This window comes from Magnetospirillum sp. XM-1, from assembly GCF_001511835.1.
Classification (GTDB): Bacteria; Pseudomonadota; Alphaproteobacteria; order Rhodospirillales; family Magnetospirillaceae; genus Phaeospirillum.
In genome coordinates, this window is record NZ_LN997848.1 from 3,853,524 (window position 1) to 3,878,982 (window position 25,459).

The 25,459-nt window shown below is 66.7% G+C and carries 27 protein-coding genes; 21 read left to right on the forward strand and 6 right to left on the reverse strand.

The window, feature by feature from the left end:
- The first annotated feature begins 87 nt into the window (after window positions 1-87).
- On the forward strand, window positions 88-906 hold the full coding sequence (gene fabI, locus XM1_RS17705; RefSeq protein ID WP_068435817.1) for an enoyl-ACP reductase FabI: 819 nt from the start codon (window positions 88-90) through the stop codon (window positions 904-906).
- A gap of 4 nt (window positions 907-910) precedes the next feature.
- Window positions 911-2,002 carry a chorismate synthase gene (aroC, locus tag XM1_RS17710; RefSeq protein WP_068435819.1) on the forward strand — a complete coding sequence of 364 codons (1,092 nt, stop codon included), beginning with the start codon at window positions 911-913 and terminating at the stop codon, window positions 2,000-2,002.
- A 154-nt stretch (window positions 2,003-2,156) separates the two neighbouring features.
- Here aroC and XM1_RS17715 read toward each other — a convergent pair whose 3' ends face one another.
- Both XM1_RS17715 and ruvX read right to left on the reverse strand, forming a co-directional pair.
- On the reverse strand, window positions 2,157-2,591 hold the full coding sequence (locus XM1_RS17715) for a hypothetical protein (RefSeq protein ID WP_068435821.1): 435 nt from the start codon (window positions 2,589-2,591) through the stop codon (window positions 2,157-2,159).
- Window positions 2,592-2,660: 69 nt separating this feature from the next.
- A complete protein-coding gene (gene ruvX / locus XM1_RS17720) occupies window positions 2,661-3,128 on the reverse strand; it encodes a Holliday junction resolvase RuvX (protein WP_068437990.1) in 468 nt (155 codons plus the stop codon).
- A gap of 200 nt (window positions 3,129-3,328) precedes the next feature.
- Between ruvX and XM1_RS17725 the strand changes: the two genes are divergently transcribed.
- The 6 genes from XM1_RS17725 to XM1_RS17750 all read left to right on the forward strand — a co-directional run bounded on the left by XM1_RS17725 (window position 3,329) and on the right by XM1_RS17750 (window position 8,069).
- Window positions 3,329-3,634 (forward strand): winged helix-turn-helix transcriptional regulator, encoded by a 306-nt coding sequence (locus XM1_RS17725; RefSeq protein WP_068435823.1) that lies wholly within the window; start codon window positions 3,329-3,331, stop codon window positions 3,632-3,634.
- Between the two features lie 30 nt (window positions 3,635-3,664).
- On the forward strand, window positions 3,665-4,075 hold the full coding sequence (locus XM1_RS17730) for a hypothetical protein (RefSeq protein WP_068435825.1): 411 nt from the start codon (window positions 3,665-3,667) through the stop codon (window positions 4,073-4,075).
- Window positions 4,076-4,159: 84 nt separating this feature from the next.
- A complete protein-coding gene (gatC, locus tag XM1_RS17735; RefSeq protein WP_068435826.1) occupies window positions 4,160-4,447 on the forward strand; it encodes an Asp-tRNA(Asn)/Glu-tRNA(Gln) amidotransferase subunit GatC in 288 nt (95 codons plus the stop codon).
- Window positions 4,448-4,449: 2 nt separating this feature from the next.
- Window positions 4,450-5,922, forward strand: a complete 1,473-nt coding sequence (gene gatA, locus XM1_RS17740) for an Asp-tRNA(Asn)/Glu-tRNA(Gln) amidotransferase subunit GatA (RefSeq protein ID WP_068435828.1) — start codon at window positions 4,450-4,452, stop codon at window positions 5,920-5,922.
- A 1-nt stretch (window position 5,923) separates the two neighbouring features.
- Window positions 5,924-7,381, forward strand: a complete 1,458-nt coding sequence (gatB, locus tag XM1_RS17745) for an Asp-tRNA(Asn)/Glu-tRNA(Gln) amidotransferase subunit GatB (protein ID WP_068435829.1) — start codon at window positions 5,924-5,926, stop codon at window positions 7,379-7,381.
- A 214-nt stretch (window positions 7,382-7,595) separates the two neighbouring features.
- A complete protein-coding gene (locus XM1_RS17750; RefSeq protein WP_068435831.1) occupies window positions 7,596-8,069 on the forward strand; it encodes a MarR family winged helix-turn-helix transcriptional regulator in 474 nt (157 codons plus the stop codon).
- A 102-nt stretch (window positions 8,070-8,171) separates the two neighbouring features.
- Here XM1_RS17750 and XM1_RS17755 read toward each other — a convergent pair whose 3' ends face one another.
- Complete coding sequence (locus XM1_RS17755) at window positions 8,172-9,806, reverse strand: AMP-binding protein (protein ID WP_068435833.1); 1,635 nt, start codon at window positions 9,804-9,806, stop codon at window positions 8,172-8,174.
- Between the two features lie 134 nt (window positions 9,807-9,940).
- Window positions 9,941-12,193, reverse strand: coding sequence for a bifunctional salicylyl-CoA 5-hydroxylase/oxidoreductase (locus XM1_RS17760; RefSeq protein ID WP_172821939.1), 2,253 nt, complete (start codon window positions 12,191-12,193; stop codon window positions 9,941-9,943).
- 208 nt (window positions 12,194-12,401) lie between these two features.
- On the opposite strand from XM1_RS17760, the gene XM1_RS17765 reads away from it, so the two are divergent.
- The 7 genes from XM1_RS17765 to XM1_RS17795 all read left to right on the forward strand — a co-directional run bounded on the left by XM1_RS17765 (window position 12,402) and on the right by XM1_RS17795 (window position 17,954).
- On the forward strand, window positions 12,402-12,803 hold the full coding sequence (locus XM1_RS17765) for a RidA family protein (RefSeq protein ID WP_068435835.1): 402 nt from the start codon (window positions 12,402-12,404) through the stop codon (window positions 12,801-12,803).
- Window positions 12,804-12,927: 124 nt separating this feature from the next.
- Entirely contained in the window at window positions 12,928-13,221 is a 294-nt protein-coding gene (locus tag XM1_RS17770) for a nucleotidyltransferase family protein (protein ID WP_068435837.1), read from the forward strand.
- Window positions 13,218-13,565 carry a DUF86 domain-containing protein gene (locus XM1_RS17775; RefSeq protein WP_068435839.1) on the forward strand — a complete coding sequence of 116 codons (348 nt, stop codon included), beginning with the start codon at window positions 13,218-13,220 and terminating at the stop codon, window positions 13,563-13,565. Before XM1_RS17770 ends, XM1_RS17775 begins: the two co-directional genes overlap by 4 nt.
- 6 nt (window positions 13,566-13,571) lie before the next feature.
- Window positions 13,572-14,825 (forward strand): class I SAM-dependent methyltransferase, encoded by a 1,254-nt coding sequence (locus tag XM1_RS17780; RefSeq protein ID WP_068435841.1) that lies wholly within the window; start codon window positions 13,572-13,574, stop codon window positions 14,823-14,825.
- Window positions 14,826-14,943: 118 nt separating this feature from the next.
- The gene (locus XM1_RS17785) at window positions 14,944-16,152 is read left to right on the forward strand and encodes a citrate transporter (protein ID WP_068435843.1); all 1,209 of its coding nucleotides are present in this window, start codon (window positions 14,944-14,946) and stop codon (window positions 16,150-16,152) included.
- On the forward strand, window positions 16,149-17,033 hold the full coding sequence (locus XM1_RS17790) for an ROK family protein (RefSeq protein ID WP_068435845.1): 885 nt from the start codon (window positions 16,149-16,151) through the stop codon (window positions 17,031-17,033). Before XM1_RS17785 ends, XM1_RS17790 begins: the two co-directional genes overlap by 4 nt.
- Window positions 17,034-17,264: 231 nt before the next feature.
- On the forward strand, window positions 17,265-17,954 hold the full coding sequence (locus tag XM1_RS17795) for a cyclic nucleotide-binding domain-containing protein (protein WP_231920573.1): 690 nt from the start codon (window positions 17,265-17,267) through the stop codon (window positions 17,952-17,954).
- Window positions 17,955-18,024: 70 nt separating this feature from the next.
- Here XM1_RS17795 and sodC read toward each other — a convergent pair whose 3' ends face one another.
- Window positions 18,025-18,555 carry a superoxide dismutase family protein gene (gene sodC, locus XM1_RS17800; protein ID WP_068435849.1) on the reverse strand — a complete coding sequence of 177 codons (531 nt, stop codon included), beginning with the start codon at window positions 18,553-18,555 and terminating at the stop codon, window positions 18,025-18,027.
- A 221-nt stretch (window positions 18,556-18,776) separates the two neighbouring features.
- Between sodC and XM1_RS17805 the strand changes: the two genes are divergently transcribed.
- On the forward strand, window positions 18,777-19,223 hold the full coding sequence (locus XM1_RS17805; protein WP_068435851.1) for a response regulator: 447 nt from the start codon (window positions 18,777-18,779) through the stop codon (window positions 19,221-19,223).
- 10 nt (window positions 19,224-19,233) lie between these two features.
- Window positions 19,234-21,726 (forward strand): EAL domain-containing protein, encoded by a 2,493-nt coding sequence (locus XM1_RS17810; RefSeq protein ID WP_068435853.1) that lies wholly within the window; start codon window positions 19,234-19,236, stop codon window positions 21,724-21,726.
- Between the two features lie 28 nt (window positions 21,727-21,754).
- On the opposite strand, the gene XM1_RS17815 is transcribed toward XM1_RS17810, so the two are convergent.
- A complete protein-coding gene (locus tag XM1_RS17815; protein ID WP_068435855.1) occupies window positions 21,755-22,201 on the reverse strand; it encodes a hypothetical protein in 447 nt (148 codons plus the stop codon).
- Window positions 22,202-22,372: 171 nt separating this feature from the next.
- On the opposite strand from XM1_RS17815, the gene XM1_RS17820 reads away from it, so the two are divergent.
- The 4 genes from XM1_RS17820 to XM1_RS17835 all read left to right on the forward strand — a co-directional run bounded on the left by XM1_RS17820 (window position 22,373) and on the right by XM1_RS17835 (window position 25,456).
- Window positions 22,373-23,473 (forward strand): branched-chain amino acid ABC transporter substrate-binding protein, encoded by a 1,101-nt coding sequence (locus XM1_RS17820; protein WP_068435857.1) that lies wholly within the window; start codon window positions 22,373-22,375, stop codon window positions 23,471-23,473.
- A gap of 71 nt (window positions 23,474-23,544) precedes the next feature.
- Complete coding sequence (locus XM1_RS17825) at window positions 23,545-23,874, forward strand: four-helix bundle copper-binding protein (protein ID WP_068435859.1); 330 nt, start codon at window positions 23,545-23,547, stop codon at window positions 23,872-23,874.
- 121 nt (window positions 23,875-23,995) lie between these two features.
- Entirely contained in the window at window positions 23,996-24,277 is a 282-nt protein-coding gene (locus tag XM1_RS17830) for a hypothetical protein (RefSeq protein WP_068435861.1), read from the forward strand.
- A complete protein-coding gene (locus tag XM1_RS17835) occupies window positions 24,278-25,456 on the forward strand; it encodes a CynX/NimT family MFS transporter (protein WP_068435863.1) in 1,179 nt (392 codons plus the stop codon).
- Window positions 25,457-25,459: the final 3 nt, after the last annotated feature.

A 25,459-nucleotide genomic window follows, 5' to 3' on the forward strand; every position in this document is an offset into this window, starting at 1 on the left:
TTGCCGCTAAGCCTCTTTCGTGTATGTAGGGGTGCCGTGGCCCGATTCTCGCGCCACCAATCCGTTCACCCACGATACGAGGACCGCATGACCGCTCCCGCTCCCCTGATGGCCGGCAAGAAGGGCCTTGTCATGGGCGTCGCCAACGATCGCTCCATCGCCTGGGGCATCGCGCAGGCGGCCCGCGCCCAAGGCGCCGAACTGGCCTTCACCTATCAGGGCGAGGCGCTGGAGAAGCGGGTGCGTCCCCTGGCCCAAAGCGTCGGCTCGGACATCGTGCTGCCCTGCGACGTGTCGGACGAGGCCTCCATCGACGCCGTCTTCGCCGAGTTGGAAAAGCGCTGGGGCAAGCTGGACTTCGTGGTCCACGCCATCGGCTATTCCGACAAGAACGAGCTGCGCGGCCGCTATGCCGACACCAGCTTGCAGAACTTCCTCACCTCCATGCACATCTCGGTGTTCTCGTTCACCTCGGTGGCGCGCCGGGCCTCGGCCATGATGCCGGACGGCGGCTCGCTGCTGACGCTCACCTATTACGGCGCCGAGCGGGTGATGCCGCACTACAACGTCATGGGCGTGTGCAAGGCGGCTCTCGAAGCCAGCGTGCGCTACCTCTCCGTCGACCTGGGCGGCCAGGGCATCCGCGTCAACTCGCTGTCGGCCGGTCCCATCAAGACCCTGGCGGCGTCGGGCATCGGCGACTTCCGCTACATCCTGAAGTGGAACGAGTACAACAGCCCGCTGAAGCGCAACGTCACCCTGGAAGACATCGGCGGCGCCGGCCTCTACCTGCTGTCCGGCCTGTCGTCCGGCGTGTCGGGCGAGTGCCATCACGTGGATTGCGGCTACCACGTGGTCGGCATGAAGGCGGTGGACGCCCCCGACATCACCGTCGCCAAGGACTAATGCGGTGAGCGGAAACGGATTCGGGCATCTTTTCCGCTTCACCACCTTTGGCGAAAGCCATGGCCCGGCCATCGGCTGCGTGGTCGACGGGGTGCCGTCCGGCATTCCGTTGGCCGAGGCCGACATCCAGCATTACCTGGATTTGCGCAAGCCCGGACAGAACCGCTTCACCACCCAGCGGCGCGAGCCCGACGAGGTGAAGATCCTTTCCGGCGTGTTCGAGGGCCGCACCACCGGCACCTCCATCGGCCTGCTGATCGAGAACACCGACCAGCGGTCCAAGGATTACGGCGAGATCAAGGACACCTTCCGTCCCGGCCACGCCGATTGGGTCTACCAGCAGAAATACGGCATCCGCGACTATCGCGGCGGCGGACGCTCGTCGGCGCGGGAAACCGCCATGCGGGTCGCCGCCGGCGCCATCGCCCGCAAGGTGCTGGACGCTCTTGTCCCCGGCGGGGTCTCCATCCGGGGCGCCATGGTGCAGATGGGGCCGCACGCCATCGACCGCGCCGCCTGGGACTGGGCGGAGGTGGGCAACAACCCGTTCTGGTGCCCCGACGCCATCGCCGCCAAGGCCTGGGAAGACTATCTGGATTCCGTCCGCAAGGCCGGCTCCTCCATCGGCGGAGTGGTGGAAGTGGTGGCCGGGGGCGTGCCCGTGGGCCTGGGCGCCCCGGTCTACGACAAGCTGGACGCCGACCTGGCCAAGGCCATGATGAGCATCAACGCCGTCAAGGGCGTCGAGATCGGCGACGGCTTCGCCGCCGCGGCGCTGACCGGCGAGGAGAACGCCGACGAGATGCGCATGGGCAACGACGGGCAGGTGCGTTTCCTGTCCAACCATGCCGGCGGCATCCTGGGCGGCATCTCCACCGGCCAGGAGGTGGTTGTGCGCCTGGCCGTCAAGCCCACCTCGTCCATCCTGACGCCCAAGAAGAGCGTCGACGCCAAGGGCAACGAGGTGGAGGTCTCCACCAAGGGCCGCCACGACCCCTGCGTCGCCATCCGCGCCGTGCCGGTGGCGGAAGCCATGATGGCCTGCACCCTGGCCGACCATCTGCTGCGCTCAGCCGCCCAGCCCCGGCTGGCCTGAAAACACGCTTCGAAGCGGGGGCTTTCGCCCCCGATCCCCCGATGGGGAGGCTCAGCCTCCCCAACCCTTCAGATTATTATTTCATGAAATGACTGGAGGTTTGGAGGCTGCGCCTCCAAACGGGTCTGGGCGGCAGCCCAGCCTCGTCACCACCTCAATCGGCGCAGACGGCCTTATTCCCCTCGACCTTGCACGCGCTCTTGGTGCGGTAGGTCAGGTCCAGGCCGTTGTCGTAGGAGCAGACCACCCGGGTCATGGCGCCGATGCGGATGGCGCCGATATGCTTGAACTTGGACGCCTTGATGGTCTCGGGCGGCAGCGAGCAGTGCAGGTAGCCCTGGAACTCGCCGGCTTCCCACAGCGAGACGTCCTTGATCTTCTTGTAATGCTCCAGCGACAGGCAGGAGCCGTCTTCCTTGTCGTACATGCGCTGATTGTCGCTGCAATAGCCGGTGAAACCCCACTTCAGCTCCTGCTCGGAAGAGCAGGTGCCCACCTGCTGGACGGCGGCAAGGTCAGGGCAGGTCACTTCGCCGGCCAAAGCGGGCAGCGAAACCAGCGACAGGACAAAGGCAAGACGACGGATCATGTTGGGCATTCCTCCCCGTTGAAGCGGACGCATCCTAGACCACGGCGCCGGGGCGCGACCTGACATTCGTCAAGCGAAGCCCGTCCGGTTGTCCAAAAGCCCCTGCAGGATGTAGGCGGCTGCCATCTTGTCCACCACCTCGGCCCGGCGCTTTCTCGACGAATCCGCCTCCAGCAGGGTGCGGGTCACCGCCGAGGTGGACAAACGCTCGTCCCAATAGGCGATAGGCATGTCGCGAAGCCGGGCCAGATTGGCGGCGAAGGATCGCACCGACTGACAGCGCGGCCCCTCGAACCCGTCCATCTCGACCGGCAGGCCGAGGACCAGCCCGCCGACACCCTGCTTGTCCACCACGGCCAGCAATAGCTCGGCGTCCTTGGTGAACTTGGTGCGGCGGATGGTATCAAAAGGGGTGGCGATGGTGCGGCTGACGTCACTGAGCGCCAGCCCGATGGTCTTGGACCCCAGGTCGAGCCCCAGGAGCCGCTGATCGCGGGTGAGGGACGAAAGGAGTTCGGCGGGAGAGAGAATGGGCATGACCCGCACCATACCGGATGGCCCTTGGCGGCACCACCCTTCAGGCTTCCTGGCCGGCAGCCCCCCCCTTTTCGCTACCGTTAATCGCCCATTTTGAGCCATGGCGTCGTTGTAATCTGGAATGTGGTATCGCACATTCTCCTCAATGACACAGGCCTTATGGATGGGGACAGCAGCCGGTGGCACCTAAGGAGGGCGTTTTGGACGGCTGCAAGATTCATAACATTGCCGACTCGGCACTTTGGAAGGCCCCTCCCATCGACGACGCCACCGACCTGATGATCGCACTGGCCCTGCACCGGAAACACCTGAAGGGAAAGACGGCCAACATCACAAGCATCGCCGCCCTGACGGGAATCAGCCGGAGCACGGTTGCCAGGCGAATCGGCCGAATGGAGAAACTGGGCTTCGCCGAATTGAACGCCTCGGAAAAATCGTCGATTGTTGTCCTGACCGACCGGGGGCAAAGACACATGAGTGCCGTAATTTCACGCATACAGTATTAAATGCGAAACTCGTGACGCGGAACGAACGCAATGGCGTTGGAATGGTCCCCCATCTTCTCGGTCGGTGTTCCGGAACTGGACCGGGACCACATGGCCCTGATGGCCATGATCAATGAGATCGAGAACAAGATCGGCTCGGGCTATCACCTTGGAGCGATGATCGAGAAGTATTGCGGCGAGATGGCCCGTCACGCCGCGCGTGAGGTCGCTGTCCTGGAGCGCTACGGCTACGCCGGTCACGGCGAAATGGCCACGGCCCACGCCACTCTGGTGACCCAGTTCGAAAATTTCAGGGCCGCCGCGGCTTCCGGCGAGGTCGCCAGGACCGCCAAAGCCTGGCTTGAATACCAGAGTCTGTGGATCAGCGTGCTGACCAGCGTCTCCATGGACTATCGACGGTATTTCGTCGCGAACAGGATCGTTCCGGTCGTCGATCCCTAAGGGTAGCCCCCTCCCCCGCTTGCACCTTATCCCCCCCGGTGCTAACGTCCGGCCACCCTGATTTACCGGAGTTTTCCGCAGCCCATGTCGCTCGACAAAGCCACCGTCCGCGCCATCGCCGAGTTGGCGCGCATCGAAGTCAAGGACGAGGAACTCGACCACCTCGCCGGCGAATTGTCCAACATCCTCACCTTCGTCGAGCAACTGGCGGAAGTGAACACCGACGGCGTCACGCCCATGACCTCGGTGGCCGACATCACGGCGCCCATGCGGGCCGACGTGGTCAATGACGGCGGGTATCCGGACAAGGTTCTGGCCAACGCGCCGGAAGCCGCCGAGGGCTTCTTCACCGTGCCGAAGGTGGTGGAATAATCATGACGAAGCTGACCGATCTGACCATGGCCGAGGCCCGCGACCGCCTGGCCAAGGGCGAGTTCACCGCCGTCGAGCTGGTGTCCGAGCACATCAAGGCGACCGAGGCCCAGCGCCATCTCAACGCCTTCATCGTCGAGACCCCCGATCTGGCCCTGGCCGAGGCCAAGGCCTCGGACGCGCGCCGTCAGGCGGGCAAGGCCGGGCCCATGGACGGCCTGCCCATCGGCATCAAGGACCTGTTCTGCACCGAGGGTGTGCAGACCACGGCGGCCAGCCATATCCTCGAAGGCTTCAAGCCGCCTTACGAATCCACGGTCTCGGGCAAGCTCAAGGCGGCGGGCGCCGTCAGCCTGGGCAAGCTCAACCTCGACGAATTCGCCATGGGCTCGTCCAACCAGACCAGCTATTTCGGCGCGGTGGAGAATCCCTGGAAGAAGACCTCCGATCCCAAGGCCAAGCTGGTTCCCGGCGGATCAAGCGGCGGCTCGGCGGCGGCCGTGGCGGCGCGCATGGTGCTGGGCGCGACGGGCACCGACACCGGCGGCTCCATCCGCCAGCCCGCCGCCTTCTGCGGCATCACCGGCATCAAGCCGACCTATGGCCGCTGCTCGCGCTTCGGCATCGTGGCCTTCGCCTCTTCGCTCGACCAGGCCGGCCCCATGGCCCGCACGGTCAGGGACTGCGCCATCATGCTGGGCGCCATGGCCGGGCATGATCCCAAGGATTCCACCTCGGTCAACATGGCCGTGCCGGATTTCGAGAAGGCGCTCACCGGCGACATCCGGGGCCTCAAGGTGGGAATCCCCAAGGAATACCGCCCCGACGGCCTGTCGGACGAGGTGGCCAAGGTTTGGGACTTGGGGCTAGAATGGCTGAAAGCCGCCGGCGCCACTCCGGTGGAGATCAGCCTGCCCCACACCAAGTACGCGCTGGCCACCTACTACATCATCGCCCCGGCCGAATGCTCGTCCAACCTGGCGCGCTATGACGGCCTGCGCTATGGCCAGCGGGTGCCCGGCAAGACGCTGGACGACATGTACAAGAAGACCCGCGCCGCCGGTTTCGGCGCGGAAGTGCGCCGCCGCATCCTGATCGGCACCTATGTGCTGTCGGCGGGCTATTACGACGCCTATTACGCCAAGGCCCAGAAGGTCCGCCGCCTGATCGCCGAGGATTTCCGCAAGGCCTTCGAGACGGTGGACGTCATCTTGACTCCCACCGCGCCGTCCGCCGCCTTCGGCATGGGCGAGGGCACCGACGATCCCGTAACCATGTGGCTGAACGACGTATTCACCATCCCCACCAGCATGGCCGGCCTGCCCGGCCTGTCGCTTCCCGCCGGCCTGTCCAAGGACGGCCTGCCGCTGGGCCTGCAGCTGATCGGCCGTCCCTTCGACGAGGAGACGGTGTTCCGCGTGGCGGGCGTGATGGAAACGGCCGCGAACTTCACCGCGAAGCCGGAGGGGATCTGACATGGCGTACATCATTCAGGGCGACACCGGCGATTGGGAGATCGTCATCGGTCTCGAGGTTCACGCCCAGGTCATCTCCAAGGCCAAGCTGTTTTCCGGCGCCGCCACCGATTTCGGCGCCGAGCCCAACACCCAGGTCAGCTTCATCGACGCGGGCTTCCCCGGCATGCTGCCGGTGATCAACGAAATCTGCGTCGAGCAGGCGGTGCGCACCGGCTTAGGGCTCAAGGCCAAGATCAACCTGACAAGCGTGTTCGCGCGTAAGAACTACTTCTACGCCGACCTGCCCCAGGGCTATCAGATCAGCCAGTTCGACCAGCCCATCGTCGGCGAGGGCGAGCTGATCCTCGACCTGCCCGACGGCGGCACCCGCACGGTGGGCATCGAGCGCCTGCACCTGGAGCAGGACGCCGGCAAGTCCATCCACGACATGCATCCGTCGAAGTCGTTCATCGACCTCAACCGTTCGGGCGTGGCGCTGATGGAGATCGTCTCCAAGCCCGACCTGCGCTCGCCGGAAGAGGCCGGTCTGTACCTGACCAAGCTGCGCTCCATCCTGCGCTATCTCGGCACCTGCGACGGCAACATGCAGGAAGGCAGCATGCGCTGCGACGCCAACGTGTCGGTGCGCCCCGTGGGCTCGACCGAGCTTCGCACCCGCTGCGAGATCAAGAACGTCAACTCCATCCGCTTCGTCCAGCAGGCCATCGAGTACGAGGCAAGGCGCCACATCGACGTCTATGAAACCGGCGGCGAGATCAGGCAGGAGACCCGCCTGTTCGATTCGGTCAAGGGCGAGACGCGCTCCATGCGCTCCAAGGAGCATGCCCACGACTACCGCTACTTCCCCGATCCCGACCTGCTGCCTTTGGTGATCCAGCAGTCCTTCGTGGACGGCATCAAGGCCGGCCTGCCCGAACTGCCCGACGAGAAGAAGGCCCGCTTCATGGCGGAATACGGCCTCAACTCCTATGACGCCGGCGTGCTGGTGGCGGAGAAGGCCTCGGCCGAGTTCTTCGAGACCGTGGCCAAGGGCCGCGATTCCAAGATCGCCTGCAACTGGGTGATGGGCGACTTCTTCGCGTCGCTCAACGCCACGGGCAAGACCATCGAGGACCCGCCGGTGACCGCCGCCAATCTGGGCCAGCTCATCGACCTGATCAAGGACGGGACGCTGTCGGGCCGCCTGGCCAAGGACGTCTTCGCCCTGATGGTGGAAACCGGCAAGGCCCCCGCCGTGCTGGTCGAGGAACGCGGCCTGCGCCAAGTCACCGACACCGGCGCCATCGAGGCGGCGGTGGACGCGGCGATCAGCGCCAACCCGGACAAGGTCCAGCAGGTCAAGGACGGCAAGACCGCCCTGCTCGGCTGGTTCACCGGCCAGGTGATGAAGGCGACCCAGGGCAAGGCCAACCCGGCCATGGTCAACGAGATGCTGTCCAAGAAGATCCTGGGCTAGCATCACCTCCATTTCCCGTCATTGCCGGGCTTGACCCGGCAATCCAGACCCCCGGATCAAGTCCGGGGGTGACGGTGAATGGAGTACCCTTCATATCTGAAACACAGCAGGTCTCTTGCCGCCCCGCCACCGCGGGCAGGGTTGCAAAAATCGGCCTTGATCGGCCAGGTGACGAGCTTTATGTCTCAATCACCATCAGGGAATGCCTGCACCCATGGACGAAACCGCCAACAGCGAGACCGGCGCCGCCGACGACCAGCTCCTGCCCCTGCGGGTCTGGCTGGCCCTGTTCGGCTCGGTCAAGCAGATCGAGGCGGTGGTGCGCACCAACCTGCGGGAATCCTTCGGCTCGACCCTGCCGCGCTTCGACCTCTTGTCCCAGCTCTACCGCTCGCCGGGCGGGCTGACCATGGGCGAGATCTCGGCCCGGCTGATGGTCACCAACGGCAACGTCACCGGCCTGATCGCCCGGCTGGTGGAGGAAGGGCTGGTCGACCGCCTGCAGGATGCCGACGACCGCCGGGTCCAGTGGGTCCGCCTGACGCCTAAGGGCGACAAGCTGTTTTCCAGCATGGCCCCCGCCAATCAGGCCTGGGTGACCGAGGCCATGTCGGCCATGACCGATGCCGAATTGCGCCAGTTGCACGCCCTGCTCGCCAAGCTGAAGGCCTCGGTGGCGGGGACGTAGGGTATCGGGCTGCCGCCCAGACCCGTCTGGGGCGATGCCCCAGCCCCCCTTTCATTTTATCAATAGAATCCAGGGACCGGGGCGGGAGCCCCGCGATAGGCTTTACAGATCCCGAAGCGCGAAACGCTGCAGCTTGCCCGTCGGAGTGCGCGGCAGGGAATGGACGAACTTGACCCGGCGGGGATACTTGTAAGGCGCGATCCGGTCCTTGACGAAGGCCTGCAGCTCCTGGACCAGCGCCTCGCCGCCGTCGGCGGGGTCCTTCAGCACCACGAAGGCCGAGACCACCTGGCCGCGTTCCTCGTCGGCGAGGCCAACCACGGCACATTCCACCACCTTGGGATGCTCCATCAGGACGCCTTCCACCTCGGGCCCCGAGATGTTGTAGCCGGCCGACACGATCATGTCGTCGGAGCGGGCCTGGTACCAGAAATAGCCGTCCTCATCCATGGTGTAGACGTCGCCGGTCAGGTTCCAGCCGTCGTCCACGTATTTGCGCTGGCGCTCGGGGTCATCCAGGTAGCGGCATCCGGTGGGGCCGCGCACCGCCAGACGGCCCGGCGTGCCGGGCGGCACCGGCTGGCCCGCCGCGTCGACGATGCGCGCTTCATAGCCAAAGATGGCCCGGCCGGTGGAGCCCGGCCGGATGTCGTCGCCGGCCGCCGAGATGAAGATGTGCAGCAGCTCGGTGCTGCCGATGCCATCGATGATGCGGATGCCCGTGACCCGGTCCCAAAGGTTGGAGGTGGCCAGCGGCAAATGCTCGCCTGCCGACACGCACAGGCGCAGCGACGTGAGGTCCCAGTCCAGCGCCAGGGCAGCCATGGCGCGATAGGCGGTGGGCGCGGTGTAAAGCCCGGTCACCCGGTAATCCTGGATGGTCTTCAGCATGGTCTCGGGCGTGAAGCTTTCCACCAGCACCACCGAGGCGCCAGCCCGCAAGGGAAACAGGGCCAACGCCCCCAGCCCGAAGGTGAAGGCCAGCGGCGGCGAGCCGCAGAAGCGGTCGTCCTCCCTCACCCCGGCCACATGGCGGGGGAAACAGTCGCACACCGCCAGCAGGTCGCGATGGACATGCATGGTGGCCTTGGCCGGGCCGGTGGTGCCCGAGGTAAAGGCGATCAGCGCCACATCCAGGGCCGAGGTCGCCACATCGGCATAGGTGGCCGGTGCGGCGCCCATGGCCAGGTCCAGGCTCTCGCCCCCCTCACCCAGCGCGCTGAAATGCATCAGGTGGGCAAGGCCGGGAGACTCGGTCCGCGCCACCTCCAGCTCCTCGGCGAAGCGGATGTCGCACAGCGCATGGGTGACCTTGGCCTTGGCGGCGATATAGGCCAGTTCGCGGCCGCGCAGCAAAGGCATGGTGGCGACGCAGACGCCGCCCGCCTTGACCACCGCGAACCAGGCGGCCAGCAGCATGGGCGTGTTGGGACCGCGCAGCAGCACCCGGTTGCCGGGAACCAGCCCCATGTCATGGGTCAGCACGTTGGCGATGCGGTTGGCCTTGTCCAGAAGGTCGGCGTAGGTCCACACCCGGTCGCGGTAAAGAACCGCCGGCCGCTCGCCCCGTCCCGCCGCCACCGCGTCGTCCAGCAAGACCGTGCCGATATTGAGGTCGTCGGGATAATCGCACAGCGGCGGCAGCGACGGATCCATGACCGGCCACAGCTCCCGGGGCGGCAATCCGTCGCGGGCGAAGGTGTCCAGATGGGCCGAACGGCCAAGGGAATCCGCCATCTTCACGCCCTCCTCTTTACGCCTAAACCACAGAGGAAATCCGAGTCCCGCCCCGGATAATCTCAAGGTGGGCATTCACCCGGACGAATTCCATGATCGCCGCTGACCCCAAATTATTTCAAGCATAAAATTTATCACCCCGACCGGGGCACGAAGCCGTCGATGGAGGCATATTGCTTCGGCCAGGGCATGGCGTAGCCCTGCTCGGCGGCGGCGTGGCGGGTCCAGTAGGGATCGAACAGATGGGTGCGGGCCAGCACGCACAGATCGGCGCGCCCCGCGGCCAGGATGGTGTTGACGTCGGCATGGGACTGGACGTTACCCACCGTCATGGTGGGAATCCCGGCTTCCAGGCGGATGCGATCGGCGAAGGGGGTCTGGAACAGGCGGCCATAGACCGGCTGCTGCTCGGCCACCACTTGGCCCGCCGAGACGTCGATGATGTCGCAGCCCAGTTCCTTGAGGCGGCGCGCCACCTCCACCCCGTCTTCCGGGGTGAAGCCGCCATCGGCCCAGTCGGTGGCCGAGATGCGCACCGAGATGGGCTTGTCCGCCGGCCAGGCGGCGCGCACTGCCCGGAACACCTCCAGCGGGAAGCGCATGCGGTTCTCCAGCGAGCCGCCGTATTCGTCGGTCCGCCGGTTGGTCAGGGGCGACAGGAAGGTGGACAGCAGGTAGCCATGGGCGAAATGGACCTCGACCATGTCGAACCCCGCCTCGTCGGCCATGTGGGCGGCACGGACGAAATCGGCCACCACCTTGTCCATATCGGCGCGGTCCATGGCCCGGGGCGTCTGGTTGATCTGGCGGTAGGGAATGGGCGACGGCCCCATCACCGGCCAGTTCCCATCCTCCAGGGGCTGGTCGATGCCGTCCCAGATCAGCTTGGTCGAGCCCTTGCGCCCGGCATGGCCCAGCTGCACGGCGATCCTGGCCTGGGTGTTGGCGTGGACGAAGTCGCAAACCCGCTTCCAGGCCGCCACGTGCTCAGGTCTGTAAAGACCGGCGCAGCCGGGCGTGATGCGGCCTTCCGGGCTGACGTCGGTCATCTCGGCGATCACCAGCCCGGCCCCGCCCATGGCGCGGCTGCCCAGATGGACCAGATGGAAGTCGCCGATGGTGCCGTCCTCGGCGGAATACATGCACATGGGCGACACCACCACCCGGTTGGACAGCGTCATGCCCCGCAGCCGCAACGGCGTGAACATGGGCGGCGTCGGCCGGTCGGGGGGCGCCGTCCCCGCTTGCTCCGCCGCCTGGGCGGCGAACCAGCATTCTATGCCGTCCACGTATTGGGGATCGCGCAGACGCAGGTTGTCGTAGGTGATGCGCAACGAGCGGGTCAGCATGGAGAAGTTAAACTGGATGGGATCGAGTCGGCCGTGATAGCGCTCGGTCTGCTCGAACCATTCCATGCTGGTCTGCGAGGCGCGCTGCAGGCTTTCCACCACCGGGCGGCGCTCGGCCTCGAAGGCCGCCAGCGCGGCTTCCAGGCTGGGATTGGCGGCCAGGGCGGCGGCGAGCGCGATGCCGTCCTCCATGGCCAGCTTGGTGCCGGATCCGATGGAGAAATGGGCGGTATGCAGCGCGTCGCCCATCAGCACCACATTGCCGTGGTGCCAGCGCCGGTTCCGCACCCGGGGAAAGCTGCGCCAGATGGAATTGTTGGAGATCAGGGGATGGCCCTGCAGCTCGGCGGCGTAAAGGCGCTGGCAATAGGCGACGCTTTCCGCCTCGTCCGCCCGGTCCAGCCCGGCTTTGCGCCAGGTGTCCTCGGTGCATTCGATGATGAAGGTCGAACGCCCGTTCTCGAACTGATAGCAGTGGGAGCGGAACAGCCCGTGCTCGTTCTCGCGGAAGAAGAAGGTGAAGGCCCCGAACGGCCGGGTGGTGCCCAGCCAGATGAACTTGTTGGGCCGCAGATCGATGTCGGGGCCGAAATGCACCTTGTGGCGGTCGCGCACCACCGAGTTGATGCCGTCGCCGGCCACCACCAGATCCCAGTCGCGGTAGGCGTCGACGTCCGCGACATTGGCGTCGTGGATCACCTCGACACCCAGCTCCAAAGCCCGCGCCTCGAGGATCTGCAAAAGCCGAAGGCGCGACAGCCCGGCGAAGCCATGGCCGCGCGACACCAGGACTCTGCCCCGGTAATGGGTCTCGATGTCGTCCCAATGGGCGAAGGCCTCGGTGATCCGCCGGTAGGTTTCGGGATCGGCCTCGGCGAAATTGGCCATGGTGGCGTCGGAGAACACCACCCCGAAGCCCCAGGTGACGTCGACGGGATTGCGCTCCAGCACCCGGATGGTCGCCGTTGGGTGCTGCTTCTTCATCAGGATGGAGAAATACAGGGACGCCGGGCCACCGCCGATACAGGCTATCCTCATGGCAAACCCTCCGGGCTGCTGCGATAGTTTATTCATAAAATATTAGCGCCGCGATCAGTTTGTAGTCAATCCAAATCTTAGCGACCTATCCCTTGGAATCAGGGGAACCCCGCCCATACGGAAGAGCCCCCTTCCAGCAGGTTGCATCCGGCATTATCTTATGCATAAACTATTATCAATCCCAATCCTGTGGGCCATAGGAGGAACCATGCACAAGAACATCCTTCCGGAAGGCTGGGCGCCGGCCATCGGCTACGCCAACGGCATCCTGGCCGAGCCGGGCCGGACCCTGTACCTGGCCGGGCAGGTGGGCTGGAACGCCCAGCAGGTCTTCGAGAGCGAGCGGCTGATCCCTCAGTTCGAACAGGCCTTGAAGAACATCCTGGCGGTCCTGGAAACCGCCGGCGGCCGGGCCGAGCACATCGTGCGCATCACCGCGTTCTGCATCGCCCGCGACGAATACCTGGCGTCCCGGCGCGACCTGGGCCGCATCTGGCGCGAGCTGATCGGCAACCACTATCCGGCCATGAGCATGATCTTCGTGGCCGACCTGCTGGACCATCCCGCCAAGATCGAGCTGGAAGCCACCGCCGTCATCCCCGGCGCCTGAGGGCGGTCCATGCCCCCCCAGCCCCCGAAGCGGACGCTTTCGGGGGCTTTTGCTTTGCCGTGGCCGCTGGCACGCTGCCCCCAGGCGGGGTATAGTATGGGCTGGACCCGACAGGAACAGCGCCATGCGCCGGCTCGACGACATCCTGGAGCAGCTCCGCGCCATGCAGGCGGATCTGTATCGCCGCTACCCGATCCGCTCCATCGGAGTATTCGGCTCGTACGTGCGCGGCGAGCAGAGGGATGACAGCGACCTCGATGTGCTGGTCGAATTCGGGGACGCCGCCGGGCTGTTCGAGTATGCCGGCCTGCAACTCGAACTCAGCGACACGCTCGGTATGCCGGTGGACGTGGTGAACAGGGCGGCCCTCAAACCCCGCATCGGCCAGCGCATCCTGGCCGAGGTGCAAATGCTGTGACCCGCGATTTCGTGGATTATCTCGCCGACATGCTGGACTATGCGGAAAAGGCCAGGGCCTTTGTCGGAGCCATGACCCCAGGCGAGTTGTCGGCGGACGAGAAAACCTATCTTGCGACCGTCCGCGCCATCGAGATCGTGGGGGAAGCCGCACGCCATATCCCGCCCGAGTTCCGGGATCGCTTTCCCGCCATTCCCTGGCGGCAAATGGTCGCCATGCGCAACATCCTCGCCCACAATTACGAGGGCGCGGATCCAAAGATCATCCATCGCACCGCCACGGCCAACCTGTCGGACCTGATCGCCCTGTTGCCGGAAGCCATCGCGGCGGCCAAGGGTGAGTAGGCCCGGATGAGCCGCGACATCCTCCTCGCCCAGGCCGCCGGCCTGATTGCCGCCGGACGCTTCGACGGCGCGCTGAAGCTGCTCGTACCGTTGCCCGAGGGCGAGCCGGGCCTCGACGCCCTGCTGGGCACCGCCCGCCTGGGCCGTAAGGAGGCGCGGGCGGCCACCCTCCACCTCACCCGCGCCCTGACCGAAACCCCCGGCGACGAAAGGCTGACGCTGCTTCTCGGCAAGGCCCGCCTGCTGGCCAACGATCCCGCCGCCGCGATCGCCCTGTTCGAGTCCCTGCCCCCAGCCCCCGACCGGGATGAAGCGCTGGCCGGCGCCTATCGCCGCGATGCCCGCTTTGATGACTGCCTGAGGCTGGTGGAGGCCGCCGTCGCCCCCACCGACCAAATGGTGTTCGAGCGCGCCATGAGCCTGAACGGCCTGGGACGGACGGAAGCGGCGCTGGAGGCCTGGGACCGGCTGATCGCCCGTGCCCCCGATCTGGCGGCCGCGTGGTATGGCAGCCACGGCCCGGCGCTGGACCGGCTGGGCTGGGCCGACGCCGAGCGGCGTCTGATGCGGGCCGCCGCCTGCCCCAAGGCCAACGGCCGCTACGAGGCCTTGGGCGCCGCCTATGACGTGCTGGCCGGCCGCAAACCCCGCCTGTTCGGCCCCAAGCATGCCCATGTGGTGGACTCGGCCGCCGCCCTGGTGCCCCATCTGGCCCCCGGCTGGCGGCTGTTCGGCATGAGCGCCGCCCTGCTGGCCTGGGCGCTGGGCGACGCGCGAAAGCCCGGACTGGTGCTGGAATTCGGCGTGCGCCGGGGCGCGTCGCTGGCGGTGCTGGCCGCCCATGCGGAGCAAGAGGTCCACGGCTTCGATTCCTTCGAGGGCCTGCCCGAGGGCTGGGGCGCCACCCAGGCCGGGGTTCTGACCACCGGCGGCGCCCTGCCCAATGTCGGCGACAACGCCCGGCTGCATCCCGGCTGGTTCGAGGACACCCTGCCCGCCTTCCTGGCCGACCATCCCGGCCCGGTCCGCTTCGCCAATATCGACAGCGACATCTATTCCTCGGCCCGCACCGTGCTGAACGCCCTGGCCAGCCGCATCGAAGCCGGGTCGGTGCTGGTCTTCGACGAATTCATCGGCAACCGCACCTGGCGGGACGACGAGTACCGTGCCTTCACCGAATTCGCCGCCGCCCATGGAATCGGCTGGCGGGTGATCGCCGTCAATCCGTCCTGCAAGCAGACGGCCATCCTGATCGGCTGACCTCCTCATTTCGGATTTCCGCATTGCCTTGCCCTCCCCCTCGCCTTTGGGGCGAGGTGAGGCTATCGTCGATGGAGATCGGGGCGAACCCCGGCGCGGCAACAGGGACGGTGACGTGATGACGCTTTTCGGCATTCCCCTCGAATTCGTGCTGTTCGCGGCGACCCTGCTGGGGGTGGCGCTGCTGCACAACCACACCCTGTATGTGGGCCTCGCCGGGTTCGGGGTCATCTCGCTCTACAAGATCGCCGTCACCGGCTTCAAGGAGGGAGCGGGACTGGCGGGCTTTGCCGCCCATCTCGGCCATGAATGGGTCACCGTCGCCAACCTGTTCTGCCTGCTGATGGGCTTCGCCCTGCTGGCGCGCCATTTCGAGAAGAGCCACGTCCCCGTGGTGCTGCCCAAATACCTGCCCGACGACTGGAAGGGCGGCTTCGTCATGCTGGTGATGGTGTTCGTCATCTCCAGCTTCCTCGACAACATCGCCGCCGCCCTGATCGGCGGCGCCATGGCCCACCAGCTGTTCCGCGCCAAGGTGCATGTGGGCTTCCTGGCCGCCATCGTCGCCGCCTCCAATGCCGGCGGCTCGGGCTCGGTGGTGGGCGACACCACCACCACCATGCTGTGGATCTCCGGCGTCCATCCGGGGCAGGTGTTCGAGGCCTACGTGGCGGCCGGCGTATCGCTGCTGATCGTGGGCGTGATCGGCGCCAAGCAGCAGCACGCCTATTCCCCCATCCTCAAGAGCACCCACGCCCACACCCATGTGGACTGGGGCCGGGTGGGCATCGTGGCGGTGATGCTGGGCGCCGCCATCATGGCCAATGTGGCGGTCAACCTGTCGGCGCCGCAGATGGCCGACCAGTTCCCCTTCATCGGCGGCGCGGTGTGGATCGCCGTGGTGGCGACCATGAGCGTGCGCCGCCCGGACTGGGAAATCATGCCCGAGACCGCCAAGGGCTCGGTGTTCCTGCTGTCGCTGGTGCTGTGCGCCTCCATGATGCCGGTGGAGCAATTGCCCCCCGCCTCGGCCTTCACGGCGCTGCAGCTGGGCTTCGTCTCGGCGGTGTTCGACAACATTCCGCTGACCGCGCTGGCCATCAAGCAGGGCGGCTATGACTGGGGCTACCTGGCCTATGCCGTGGGCTTCGGCGGCTCGATGATCTGGTTCGGCTCGTCGGCCGGCGTGGCGCTGTCCAACATGTACCCCGAGGCCAAGTCGGTGGCGCAGTGGCTGAAACAGGGCTGGCACGTGACCCTGGCCTATGTGGTCGGCTTCGCGGTGATGGCGGCGCTGGTGCCCTGGCGGCCGGACGGCCTGCCGTGAACCTCCGCTTTGGCATTGACCTTGGCGGCACAAAGACAGAGGCCATCGCCCTTGGCCCCGACGGGCGGGAAATGGCCCGCCTGCGGGTGCCGACGCCCAAGGGCAGCTACGAGGGCACCGTCGCCACCATCAAGGATCTGGTCGAGGGCCTGGATGCCCGCCTGGGCGCCAAGGGCAGCGTCGGCATCGGCATCCCCGGCACCATTAGCCCGCGCACCGGGCTGATCAAGAACGCCAATTCCACTTGGCTGATCGGCAAGCCGCTGGACCGCGACCTGGAGGCCGCCCTGGGCCGCCCGGTGCGGCTGGCCAACGACGCCGATTGCTTCGCTTTGTCCGAGGCCTCGGACGGGGCCGGCGCCGGCTTCGCCACGGTGTTCGGCGTCATCCTGGGCACCGGGGTGGGCGGCGGCATCGTCGTTCACGGCCGCCTGCTGGCCGGCCCCAATTCCATCGCCGGGGAATGGGGCCACAATCCCCTGCCCTGGCCCATGGACCACGAACGCCCCGGCCCCGCCTGCTATTGCGGCCGCTCGGGCTGCATCGAGACCTTCCTGTCTGGCCCGGACCTCGCCCGCGACCACGGCGAGGGATGGACCGCCGAACAGGTGGCCGCGTCGGGCCACCCTTCCGCCCAGGCGGCGCTGGAGCGCTACGAGCACCGCCTGGCCCGCGCCCTGGCCGCCGTGATCAATGTCATGGACCCGCACGTCGTCGTGCTGGGCGGCGGCCTGTCCAAACTGGAACGCCTGTACCGCACCGTCCCCGCCCTGTGGTCGGGTTTCGTCTTCTCCGATCACGTGGACACCATGCTGCGTCCGCCGCTTCATGGCGATTCCTCGGGTGTCCGCGGCGCGGCATGGCTGTGGCCACCTCAGTAGAAGACCTGAGAAACGGCCTGTATTCGCAGTGCAGCATGCGAGTTTGACCAGATCCAATAAGACGTTTCTCTTACACTAAAGCGTTACAACCCTATTGTTTTCTCCGCCAATTGACCGACGTCAAGTGTCTCGCCTCTGTTATTTCGCATTCTGATGGTCAATTAGTCGAAATTCGTCGGAATGCACATGAACGCACAGCAACGGGGAAACTCCACCTCTGAAGGGCATAAGTTGCGGCCGGAGGATCTGGCGGCGGTGGCCCGCCTGCCGCTGTTCTGCGACCTGAGTCCGGCCGTCCTGGCCGAGATCACCGTCGAGGCCTCAGTCACCAAATACGCCCGCAACGACGTCATCTTCCGCCAGGGCGACGCCCCCGACGCCCTGCGCGTAGTCCTGGACGGACAGGTGGGGCTGACCGGCACCATCGCCGATGGCGGCGAGACCATGGTCGAGATCCTCAAGGCGGGCGAGATGTTCATCCCGGCGGCGGTGCTGACCGAAAAGCCGTTCCTGATGAGCGCCGTGACGCTGACCCCGTCGCGCATCCTGTCGCTGCCGGGCGAGCGCTTCCGCCGCGACGTGCGCGAAAGACCGGATCTGGCCTACGTCATGGTGACCTCGCTGTCGCGGCACTTCCGCACCCTGGTGCGCGAGGTCAAGGACCTGAAGCTGAAATCGGCGGCGCAGCGTCTGGCGCTGTACCTGATCGGGCTGACCGCCAAGCGCGAGGGCTCGACCATCGTGCGGCTGCCCCACTCCAAGAGCGTCATCGCCGCCCGCGTCGGCGTGCGGCCCGAGACCCTGTCGCGCGCCTTCGCCCATCTCAAGGGCCACGGCGTGGTGGTCGACGGCAACGCGGTGTCCATCGCCGACATTCCCGCGCTGCGCGCCTATTGCCACGAAGGCGAGGAAATCATCTGACGGCCGAGCGCAAGGGCCGTCGGAGCCGAGGGGGATTGGCGCGATACCGCCCCCTCGGCCGATCTCTCCTCTATTTGGCGGGAACCACGCCGCAGGCCACCCGGCCGCCGCCGCCGCCCAGGGGCTTGGGCTGGTCAGCGTAATTGTCCGCTCCGGCATGAACGATGACGGCCCGGCCCTTGAGGTCGGACACCTTGAGCTTGGGCGCGGTCATCGCATCCGTGGCGGTGCCGTCGCCGTTGACCGCCAGGGCCGGCAGGTCACCCAGATGTCCGTGCCCCCACGGGCCTTCGTGCTTTGCCGCCTTGACCGGATCGTAATGGCCGCCGGCGGCAAGGCCGGGCACCATCTTGCCGTCCTGCTCCTTGGGCTGGCAGCTCGGGTTCTCGTGGACATGGAAGCCGTGCGGTCCGGGGGTCAACCCGGACAGCTTGGGCATGACCATCAACCCGCCCTTAGTGTCCTTGACCGTGACGGTGCCGATTCCGGCTCCGACTCCATTGGCGTCGATGGCGTTGACCGGAATCACCAGTTCGGCGGCCAGCGCCTGTCCGGTGGCCAGCACCAGCCCCAGACCGGCGAAAAGTAGTGTCCGTACCATGTTTCCTCCCGCTATCCACAAGCGGTTCCGCCAGGCGCGGCGGCACCTCGTTCAAGCTAAGGTGATGAGGCTCCGGGGGATAATCAACCGGGCCTCCGCCATAGCCCCACAGAAATAATCCCCGCAAATGTCTCATTCTGCACGTAAGCCGGTTTCCATACGGCTAAACCCGTAATATAGTTCCCGCTCACCCCGTTTGGCGGGAGAAGGGGGAGTCGGTCTTGACCCTGCGCAACGCATCGGAAGCTTTTGAAATCCTGCTGGTCGAGGATAATCCGGGAGATGCCCGTCTCGCCCAGGAAGCCCTGAAGGAAGGGCGCATGACCAGCCGCCTCAAGGTGGTGGTCGATGGCGTGGAGGCCATGTCTTTCCTGCGCCGCGAGGGGCCGTATGCCGGCTCGCCGCGCCCCAATCTGATTCTTCTGGACCTCAACCTGCCCCGCAAGGACGGCCGTCAGGTCCTGGCCGAGCTCAAGGCGGACGAGGATCTGCGCCGCATTCCCGTGGTGGTGCTGACCACCTCGCAGGCCGAGCAGGACATCCTGCGCAGCTATGACCTGCACGCCAATTGCTATATCACCAAGCCCGTCGACCTGGACCGCTTCATCTCGGTCGTCAGGTCCATAGAGGAATATTGGTGCTCGGTGGTCACGCTGCCGCCGCGCTGAGCACCGCGCCATGAGCGGTCCCCGCCCCCTCCCCGCCGTGCTGACCGTCCTCGTCGTCGAAGACAACCCCGGCGACGCCCGGCTGGTGGAGCTGTACCTCCACGAGGACCCCGCCCGTCCGTTCAAGGTGGTGAAGGCCGCCCGGCTATCCGAAGGACTGGCCGCGCTGCAGGCCCAGCCCATCGACGTGGTCCTTCTCGACCTGTCGCTGCCCGATTCCTTCGGCATGGACAGCCTAGCCAGACTGCGCACGGCCAGCCCCACGGTTCCGGTGGTGGTGCTGACCGGCACCTCGGACGAGGCGCTGGCGCTTGAAGCGCTGCGCCAGGGCGCCCAGGACTATCTGGTCAAGGGCCAGGGCGACGGCGAACTGGTGCGCCGCGCCATCCGCTACGCCATCGGCCGCTCCGCCGCCGACGCCGCGCTGCGCCAGAGCGAATCGCGCTTCCGCGCCCTGTTCGACAATGCCGGCACCGGCGTCATCCTGTCCGATGCCGGCGGCAACTACATCCACTGCAATCCCGCCTTCTGCACCATGGTCGGCTATTCCGACGCCGAATTGCAGGCCATGACCTATCGGGACATCACCCATCCCGACGACGTGGACGCCCACCGGCAGATGCGCGACGACATGATGGCCGGGCGCCTGGACAGCTACGAGCTGACCAAGCGCTACATCCGCCGCGACGGCGCCACCGTCTGGGCGCGCCTCACCGTCACCGCCATGCGCGAGGGTCCCGACAACGAGACCCGCTTCACCGTGGCGGTGGTCGAGGACGTTACGGAAAGAAAGCGCCTCGAGGACCATATGCGCCTGGCCGCCACGGTGTTCGAGAGCACCGGCGAAGGGCTGTTCGTCACCGACGAGATGCGCCGCATCATCCACGTCAACCCGGCCTTCACCGAGCTGACCGGCTATCCCGCCGACGAGGTGATCGGCCGCACGCCCCGATTCCTGGCCTCGGGCCGCCATCCGCCGGAATTCTACGACGTCATCTTCAAGACCCTGGCCGAAACCGGCAAGTGGCAGGGCGAGATCTGGAACCGCCGCAAGACCGGCGAAATGTTCGCCGAGTGGCTGAACATCTCGGTGGTGCGCAACGAGCGGGGCGAGCTTTCCAATTACGTGGCGGTGTTCTCGGACATCACGTCGCGCAAGCAGGACGAGGAGCGCCTCAGCTACGCCGCCAACCACGATCCCCTGACCCGGCTGCCCAACCGCACCCTGTTCCAGGAGCGTCTGTCGCGCGCGCTGACCCGCGCCCACCGCAACCAGTCCATCGTCGCCCTGCTGTTCATCGACCTCGACTTCTTCAAGCAGGTCAACGACACGCTGGGCCATCTGGCCGGCGACATCTTGCTGCAGCAGGTGGCCGAACGCCTGTCGTCGTGCATTCGCCAGGGCGACACCGTGGCCCGTCTGGCCGGCGACGAGTTCACGGTCATCTTGGAAGAGATCGGCGAACCCCGCGACGGCGCCGTGGTCGCCCACAAGATCCTGTCGCTGCTGGCCGAGCCCTTCGACCTGCAGGGGCACGAAGCCCGCATCTCGTCCTCCATCGGCGTGGCGCTGTACCCGTCCGACGGCGGTGATGCCCAGACCCTGATCAAGCTGGCCGACGCCGCCATGTACCGGGCCAAGCACCAGGGCCGCAACGCCTGCCGCTTCCATTCCGAGACCGTCAACGCCCTGGCCTTCGAGCGTCTGGCCCTGGAAAGCGCCCTTCGCCACGCGGTGGAGCGCGGCGAATTCCTGCTGCATTACCAGCCCATCTTCGACGCCCGCACCGGCGCCGTGGTGGCGGCCGAGGCGCTGCTGCGCTGGCGCCATCCCGATTTCGGCCTGATCATGCCCAACCAGTTCCTGCCGCTGGCGGAAGAGACCGGCCTGATCCTTCCCATCGGCCGCTTCGTGCTCGACCAGGCCTGCCGCCAGGCCAAGTCCTGGCTGGATGCCGGTCACGCCGGCCTCAAGGTCGGCATCAATCTCAGCCTCAGGCAGTTGCGCGCCCCCGAACTGATCGAGGACATCGCCGCCGCCCTGGAGACCAGCGCGCTGCCCCCGGGCGCCCTGGAGCTGGACGTGCCGGAAAGCGCCATCATCGACAAGGGCCAGGACGTCGACGCCATCTTCACCCAGTTCAAGACGCTGGGCGTGCGCATGGCCATCGACGCCTTCGGCTCGGGCTATTCCTCGTTCTCATTCCTGCGCAAACTGCCCAGCAACACGCTGAAGATCGACCAGAGCTTCGTGCGCGACGCCGCCTCGGGCGCCGAGGAATCCGAGATCGTCACCGCCATCGTGGCGGTGGCGCGCGGCCTCCATCTGTCGGTCGTCGCCCCCGGCATCGAAAGCCAGGAGCAGTTGGATCATCTGACCAAGTACGATTGCGACATGGTCCAGGGCTTCCTGTTCGCCCATCCCATGCCGGCCGAGGAGCTGACCGCGTTCCTGCTTGCCGGCAAACCCCCGGCCTCCCTTCCGGTCAAGCCGCCGGCCTGAGGGAACTGGCCGGCGGCGCCGACAATGCTCAGCCCTTGGCGAGCGCCTGAGCCACCACCATCCGCACCCAGGCGGCCCGCGACAGGCCCAGGGCCTCGGCCTTGGCGTCGATCTGCGGCAGCTGCGCATCCTCGAAGCGGATGATCACCGCCTCCTTCTTGCGCTTCTCCTTCTTGCGGCCCTTCTTTTCCTTCTTCTCCTTCTTTTCCTTCTTGGGCTTGGCGTCCTTCTTGTCGAGCTTGGGCGCCGCGGCCTCGGGCGCCGGAGCTTCGGGCGCCGCGGCGACGGGAGCCGCAGCGGGAATCTCGGCCTTGGCGGCAGGCGCCGCCTTTTCCTTCTTGGGCGCCGCAGCCTTGGGCTTTGCCGCCGTCACCGTCTTGGGCTTGGCCTCGGCCTTGGGCTTGGCCTCGGCCTTGGCGGCGGCCGCCTTGGGCTTGGGTACGGCCGCAGCCTTGGTCTTGTTCTCGTCCGACATCGATCCTACTCCGCATCCGGTCGGCGCCACCCTCGGCGCCACGGGAATATTGTATATCGAAGCGATATCGCTTTTTCAAGCAATTCCGCTGGCGGGATTCCGCTGTGGCGCGCCGCCCATCCGCTGGTAGACTGAAATCCGGATATTTCATATCTCAGGGAGGAGACAGACATGGGCAGGATCGGGATTACGGGGATCAGTCTGGCGACGGCGCTGCTGCTGGCCGGCGCGGCGCGGGCCGACATCACCATCGGCGTGGCCGGACCGCTGTCGGGCAGCGAGGCCGCCTTCGGCGAGCAGTTCAAGCGCGGCGCCATGAAGGCCATCGAGGACATCAACGCCAAGGGCGGCGTGCTGGGCCAGAAGCTGGCTCTGGCCATGGGCGACGATGCCTGCGACCCCAAGCAGGCGGTGGCCGTGGCCAACGAGATGGCCGCCAAGAAGGTGCCCTTCGTCGCCGGACACTTCTGCTCGGGCTCGTCCATTCCCGCGTCGGAAGTCTACGCAGAGACCGGCATCTTGCAGATCTCGCCCGCCTCGACCAACCCCAAGTTCACCGAACGCGGCCTGCCCAACGTGTTCCGCACCTGCGGCCGCGACGACCAGCAGGGCGTCATCGCCGCCGAATTCATCGCCAAGACCATGAAGGGCAAGGTGGTGGCCATCGTTCACGACAAGTCGGCCTACGGCAAGGGCCTGGCCGACCAGACCCGCGACGCCCTGGGCAAGAACGGCGTCAAGGAAGCGGTGTACGAGGCCATCTCGGCCGGTGAGAAGGACTATTCCGCCCTGGTCACCAAGCTGAAGGCGGCCAAGGTCGACCTGCTGTATTTCGGCGGCTACAAGACCGAGGCGGGCCTGATCGTCCGCCAGTTGCGCGACCAGGGAATGCAGACCCGGCTGATGGGCGGCGACGCCCTGGTGACCGAGGAATACTGGGCCATCACCGGGGCTGCCGGCGAGGGCACCATGATGACCTTCAGCCCCGACCCCCGCAAGAACCCGGCCAACGCCGACCTGGTCAAGTACTACCGCGCCCAGAAATACGAGCCCGAGGCCTATACGCTGTACACCTACGGCACCATCCAGGCCTGGGCCCAGGCCGCCGAGAAGGCCAAGTCCACCGACTGGAAGAAGGTGGCGGCCACGCTGAAGGCCGACAAGTTCGACACCGCCATCGGCAAGATCGGCTTCGACGCCAAGGGCGACGTCGCCGCTCCCGGCTACGTCATGTATGTTTGGAAGGGCGGCAAGTACGATTACGCGGATTGACGCCTCCGCCCACCGGGTCTACCAAGGAAACGGGCCGGACTCGTCCGGCCCGTACAGGGGAGAAACGCAAAATGCCTTTGTCCGATTGCATTGACGCCTGTGAACTGGCGCACCGGGCCTGCACCGAGTCGGTGATCCACGGCATGCAACAGGGCGGCAGCGCCGCCGAATGGGAACTGGTCCAGCTGCTGCTCGACTGCGCCGACATCAACGAGACCGCCGCCGACTTCATGCTGCGTTCATCGCGCCTGCACCACCTCACCTGCCAGGTGGCGGCCGAGGTGTCCGACAAGTGCGCCAGCGCCTGCGAGAAGCTGGCCAAGGAGGACGTGCGGCTCAAGGAATGCGCCGAAGCCTGCCGCCGGGCCGCCACGGCCTGCCGCAAGACCATCAAGAACTAAGGCGGCCGGGACGGCCGCGCTCCAAGGGGCATCGCCGCCCCGGAGCGCGGGCATCCTGCCCGCTGAATTTATCGGAGCGCGGGCATCCTGCCCGCAGGTCGCCCCGAGGACACAGGAGATCATGGTGAAGGACGAAACCCGCATCGTTGGCAATCTGCCCAACCTTCGCATGGAGATCGTCCATCGCCAGGACCCCGACGGCGCGGCCGAGCATGTGAGCATTCATCTCTCGGCCACGCCGTCCTTCCAGGCCGCCGAAACCCTGCTGTCGCCCGCCATGTGGGGCAATCCCCTGGCGCTGTGGACCTGCATGACCCAGGCGTGGCTCACCCCCTGGACCCAGGCGCTGGGCGGCGGCGGCAATCCCTGGCTCGACGCCCTGACGCAGCGCGATTCCAAGTAGATGAATCCCGAACGTACCTCGTGGCCCGCCGTCCTCATGGCGGTGGGAGCGGGAGTCGCCGCCGCCTTCCAGGTGGGCAAGGCCCCCATCGCGCTGCCCTTCATCCGGGGCGAGATGGGCCTCGACCTGTCCCACGCCGCCTGGATCCTCTCCATCTTCGCCCTGATGGGAGCCGCCGTCGGCGCCGGCATGGGCACCCTGGTCACCCGCCTGGGCTCGCGCCGCCTGTTGCCGGTGGGACTCGGCATTCTGGCGGCCGGCAGCCTGGCGGGGGGCCTCATCCCGGGCTTCGAAGCCTTGCTGGCCGCCCGGGTGGTGGAGGGTATCGGCTATATGCTGGTGGTCATCTCGGCGCCCGCCCTCATCACCTTGCTGACCACCGCCAGCCAGCGCCAGATGGCCTTCGGCCTGTGGGGGGCCTTCATGCCGTTCGGCATGGCGGTGTCCATGGCCGCCGCCCCCGCGCTTCCCCTGGTCGGCTGGCGCGGCCTGTGGCTGGGCATGGCCGCGCTGCTGCTGGGCTACGCCCTGCTGGTCCATTTCCGCATGCCGCGCCCGCCCAGGCCGCCCCGGCAGGACAGCCACATCCTGCACGACGTGGCCGACACGCTGCGGGCCCCCGGTCCGCTGCTGCTGGCCGCCACCTTCATCCCCTATTCCGCCGCCTATGCGGCGCTTACCGGCTTTTTGCCCACCCTGCTGATCGAGCGCATGGAGGTCAGCCCCGGCACCGCCGGGCTGATGGCCGCCCTGGTGGCCGGGGTCAACATCATCGGCAACGTCTCGTCGGGTCCGGCGCTCCGCCTCGGTCTGCCCCGGCGCAAGGTGATGGCCGCCGCCTTCGCGGTGATGATGGTCGGCTGCTTAGGGATTTTCCAGCCCTGGGTCCCGCCCGCCGCCGCCTATGGCCTGTGCCTGATGGTCAGCGCCTGCTCGGGCCTGCTGCCCGGCTGCATCCTGGGCTCGGCCTCGGTCTACGCGCCGCGCCTGACCCTGGTGCCGGTGACGCTGGGCCTTTACATGCAGGGCAGCAACTGGGGCCAGCTGCTGGGGCCGGTGGTGGTGGGCGCCGCCGTCTCGTCCCAAGGCTGGTCCGCCGCCTCGCTCGTCCTGGGCGCCGCCACCCTGTGCGGCATCGGCATGGCGCTGGCCTTGCGCCGGGCGGGCAAGGAGCCTTAATTT

What these genes read in the sequence shown, in the direction of transcription:
- XM1_RS17715 (WP_068435821.1), bottom strand. Translation starts at nt 2,591, where the DNA reads ATGATCCGTCGTCTTGCCTTTGTCCTGTCGCTGGTTTCGCTGCCCGCT.
- XM1_RS17730 (WP_068435825.1), top strand. Translation starts at nt 3,665, where the DNA reads ATGGCGTTGGAATGGTCCCCCATCTTCTCGGTCGGTGTTCCGGAACTG.
- XM1_RS17820 (WP_068435857.1), top strand. Translation starts at nt 22,373, where the DNA reads ATGGGCAGGATCGGGATTACGGGGATCAGTCTGGCGACGGCGCTGCTG.
- fabI (WP_068435817.1), top strand. Translation starts at nt 88, where the DNA reads ATGACCGCTCCCGCTCCCCTGATGGCCGGCAAGAAGGGCCTTGTCATG.
- XM1_RS17830 (WP_068435861.1), top strand. Translation starts at nt 23,996, where the DNA reads ATGGTGAAGGACGAAACCCGCATCGTTGGCAATCTGCCCAACCTTCGC.
- gatC (WP_068435826.1), top strand. Translation starts at nt 4,160, where the DNA reads ATGTCGCTCGACAAAGCCACCGTCCGCGCCATCGCCGAGTTGGCGCGC.
- XM1_RS17750 (WP_068435831.1), top strand. Translation starts at nt 7,596, where the DNA reads ATGGACGAAACCGCCAACAGCGAGACCGGCGCCGCCGACGACCAGCTC.
- XM1_RS17770 (WP_068435837.1), top strand. Translation starts at nt 12,928, where the DNA reads ATGCGCCGGCTCGACGACATCCTGGAGCAGCTCCGCGCCATGCAGGCG.
- gatA (WP_068435828.1), top strand. Translation starts at nt 4,450, where the DNA reads ATGACGAAGCTGACCGATCTGACCATGGCCGAGGCCCGCGACCGCCTG.
- XM1_RS17755 (WP_068435833.1), bottom strand. Translation starts at nt 9,806, where the DNA reads ATGGCGGATTCCCTTGGCCGTTCGGCCCATCTGGACACCTTCGCCCGC.
- XM1_RS17785 (WP_068435843.1), top strand. Translation starts at nt 14,944, where the DNA reads ATGACGCTTTTCGGCATTCCCCTCGAATTCGTGCTGTTCGCGGCGACC.
- gatB (WP_068435829.1), top strand. Translation starts at nt 5,924, where the DNA reads ATGGCGTACATCATTCAGGGCGACACCGGCGATTGGGAGATCGTCATC.
- XM1_RS17765 (WP_068435835.1), top strand. Translation starts at nt 12,402, where the DNA reads ATGCACAAGAACATCCTTCCGGAAGGCTGGGCGCCGGCCATCGGCTAC.
- ruvX (WP_068437990.1), bottom strand. Translation starts at nt 3,128, where the DNA reads ATGCCCATTCTCTCTCCCGCCGAACTCCTTTCGTCCCTCACCCGCGAT.
- XM1_RS17780 (WP_068435841.1), top strand. Translation starts at nt 13,572, where the DNA reads ATGAGCCGCGACATCCTCCTCGCCCAGGCCGCCGGCCTGATTGCCGCC.
- XM1_RS17760 (WP_172821939.1), bottom strand. Translation starts at nt 12,193, where the DNA reads ATGAGGATAGCCTGTATCGGCGGTGGCCCGGCGTCCCTGTATTTCTCC.
- sodC (WP_068435849.1), bottom strand. Translation starts at nt 18,555, where the DNA reads ATGGTACGGACACTACTTTTCGCCGGTCTGGGGCTGGTGCTGGCCACC.
- XM1_RS17810 (WP_068435853.1), top strand. Translation starts at nt 19,234, where the DNA reads ATGAGCGGTCCCCGCCCCCTCCCCGCCGTGCTGACCGTCCTCGTCGTC.
- XM1_RS17825 (WP_068435859.1), top strand. Translation starts at nt 23,545, where the DNA reads ATGCCTTTGTCCGATTGCATTGACGCCTGTGAACTGGCGCACCGGGCC.
- XM1_RS17835 (WP_068435863.1), top strand. Translation starts at nt 24,278, where the DNA reads ATGAATCCCGAACGTACCTCGTGGCCCGCCGTCCTCATGGCGGTGGGA.
- XM1_RS17815 (WP_068435855.1), bottom strand. Translation starts at nt 22,201, where the DNA reads ATGTCGGACGAGAACAAGACCAAGGCTGCGGCCGTACCCAAGCCCAAG.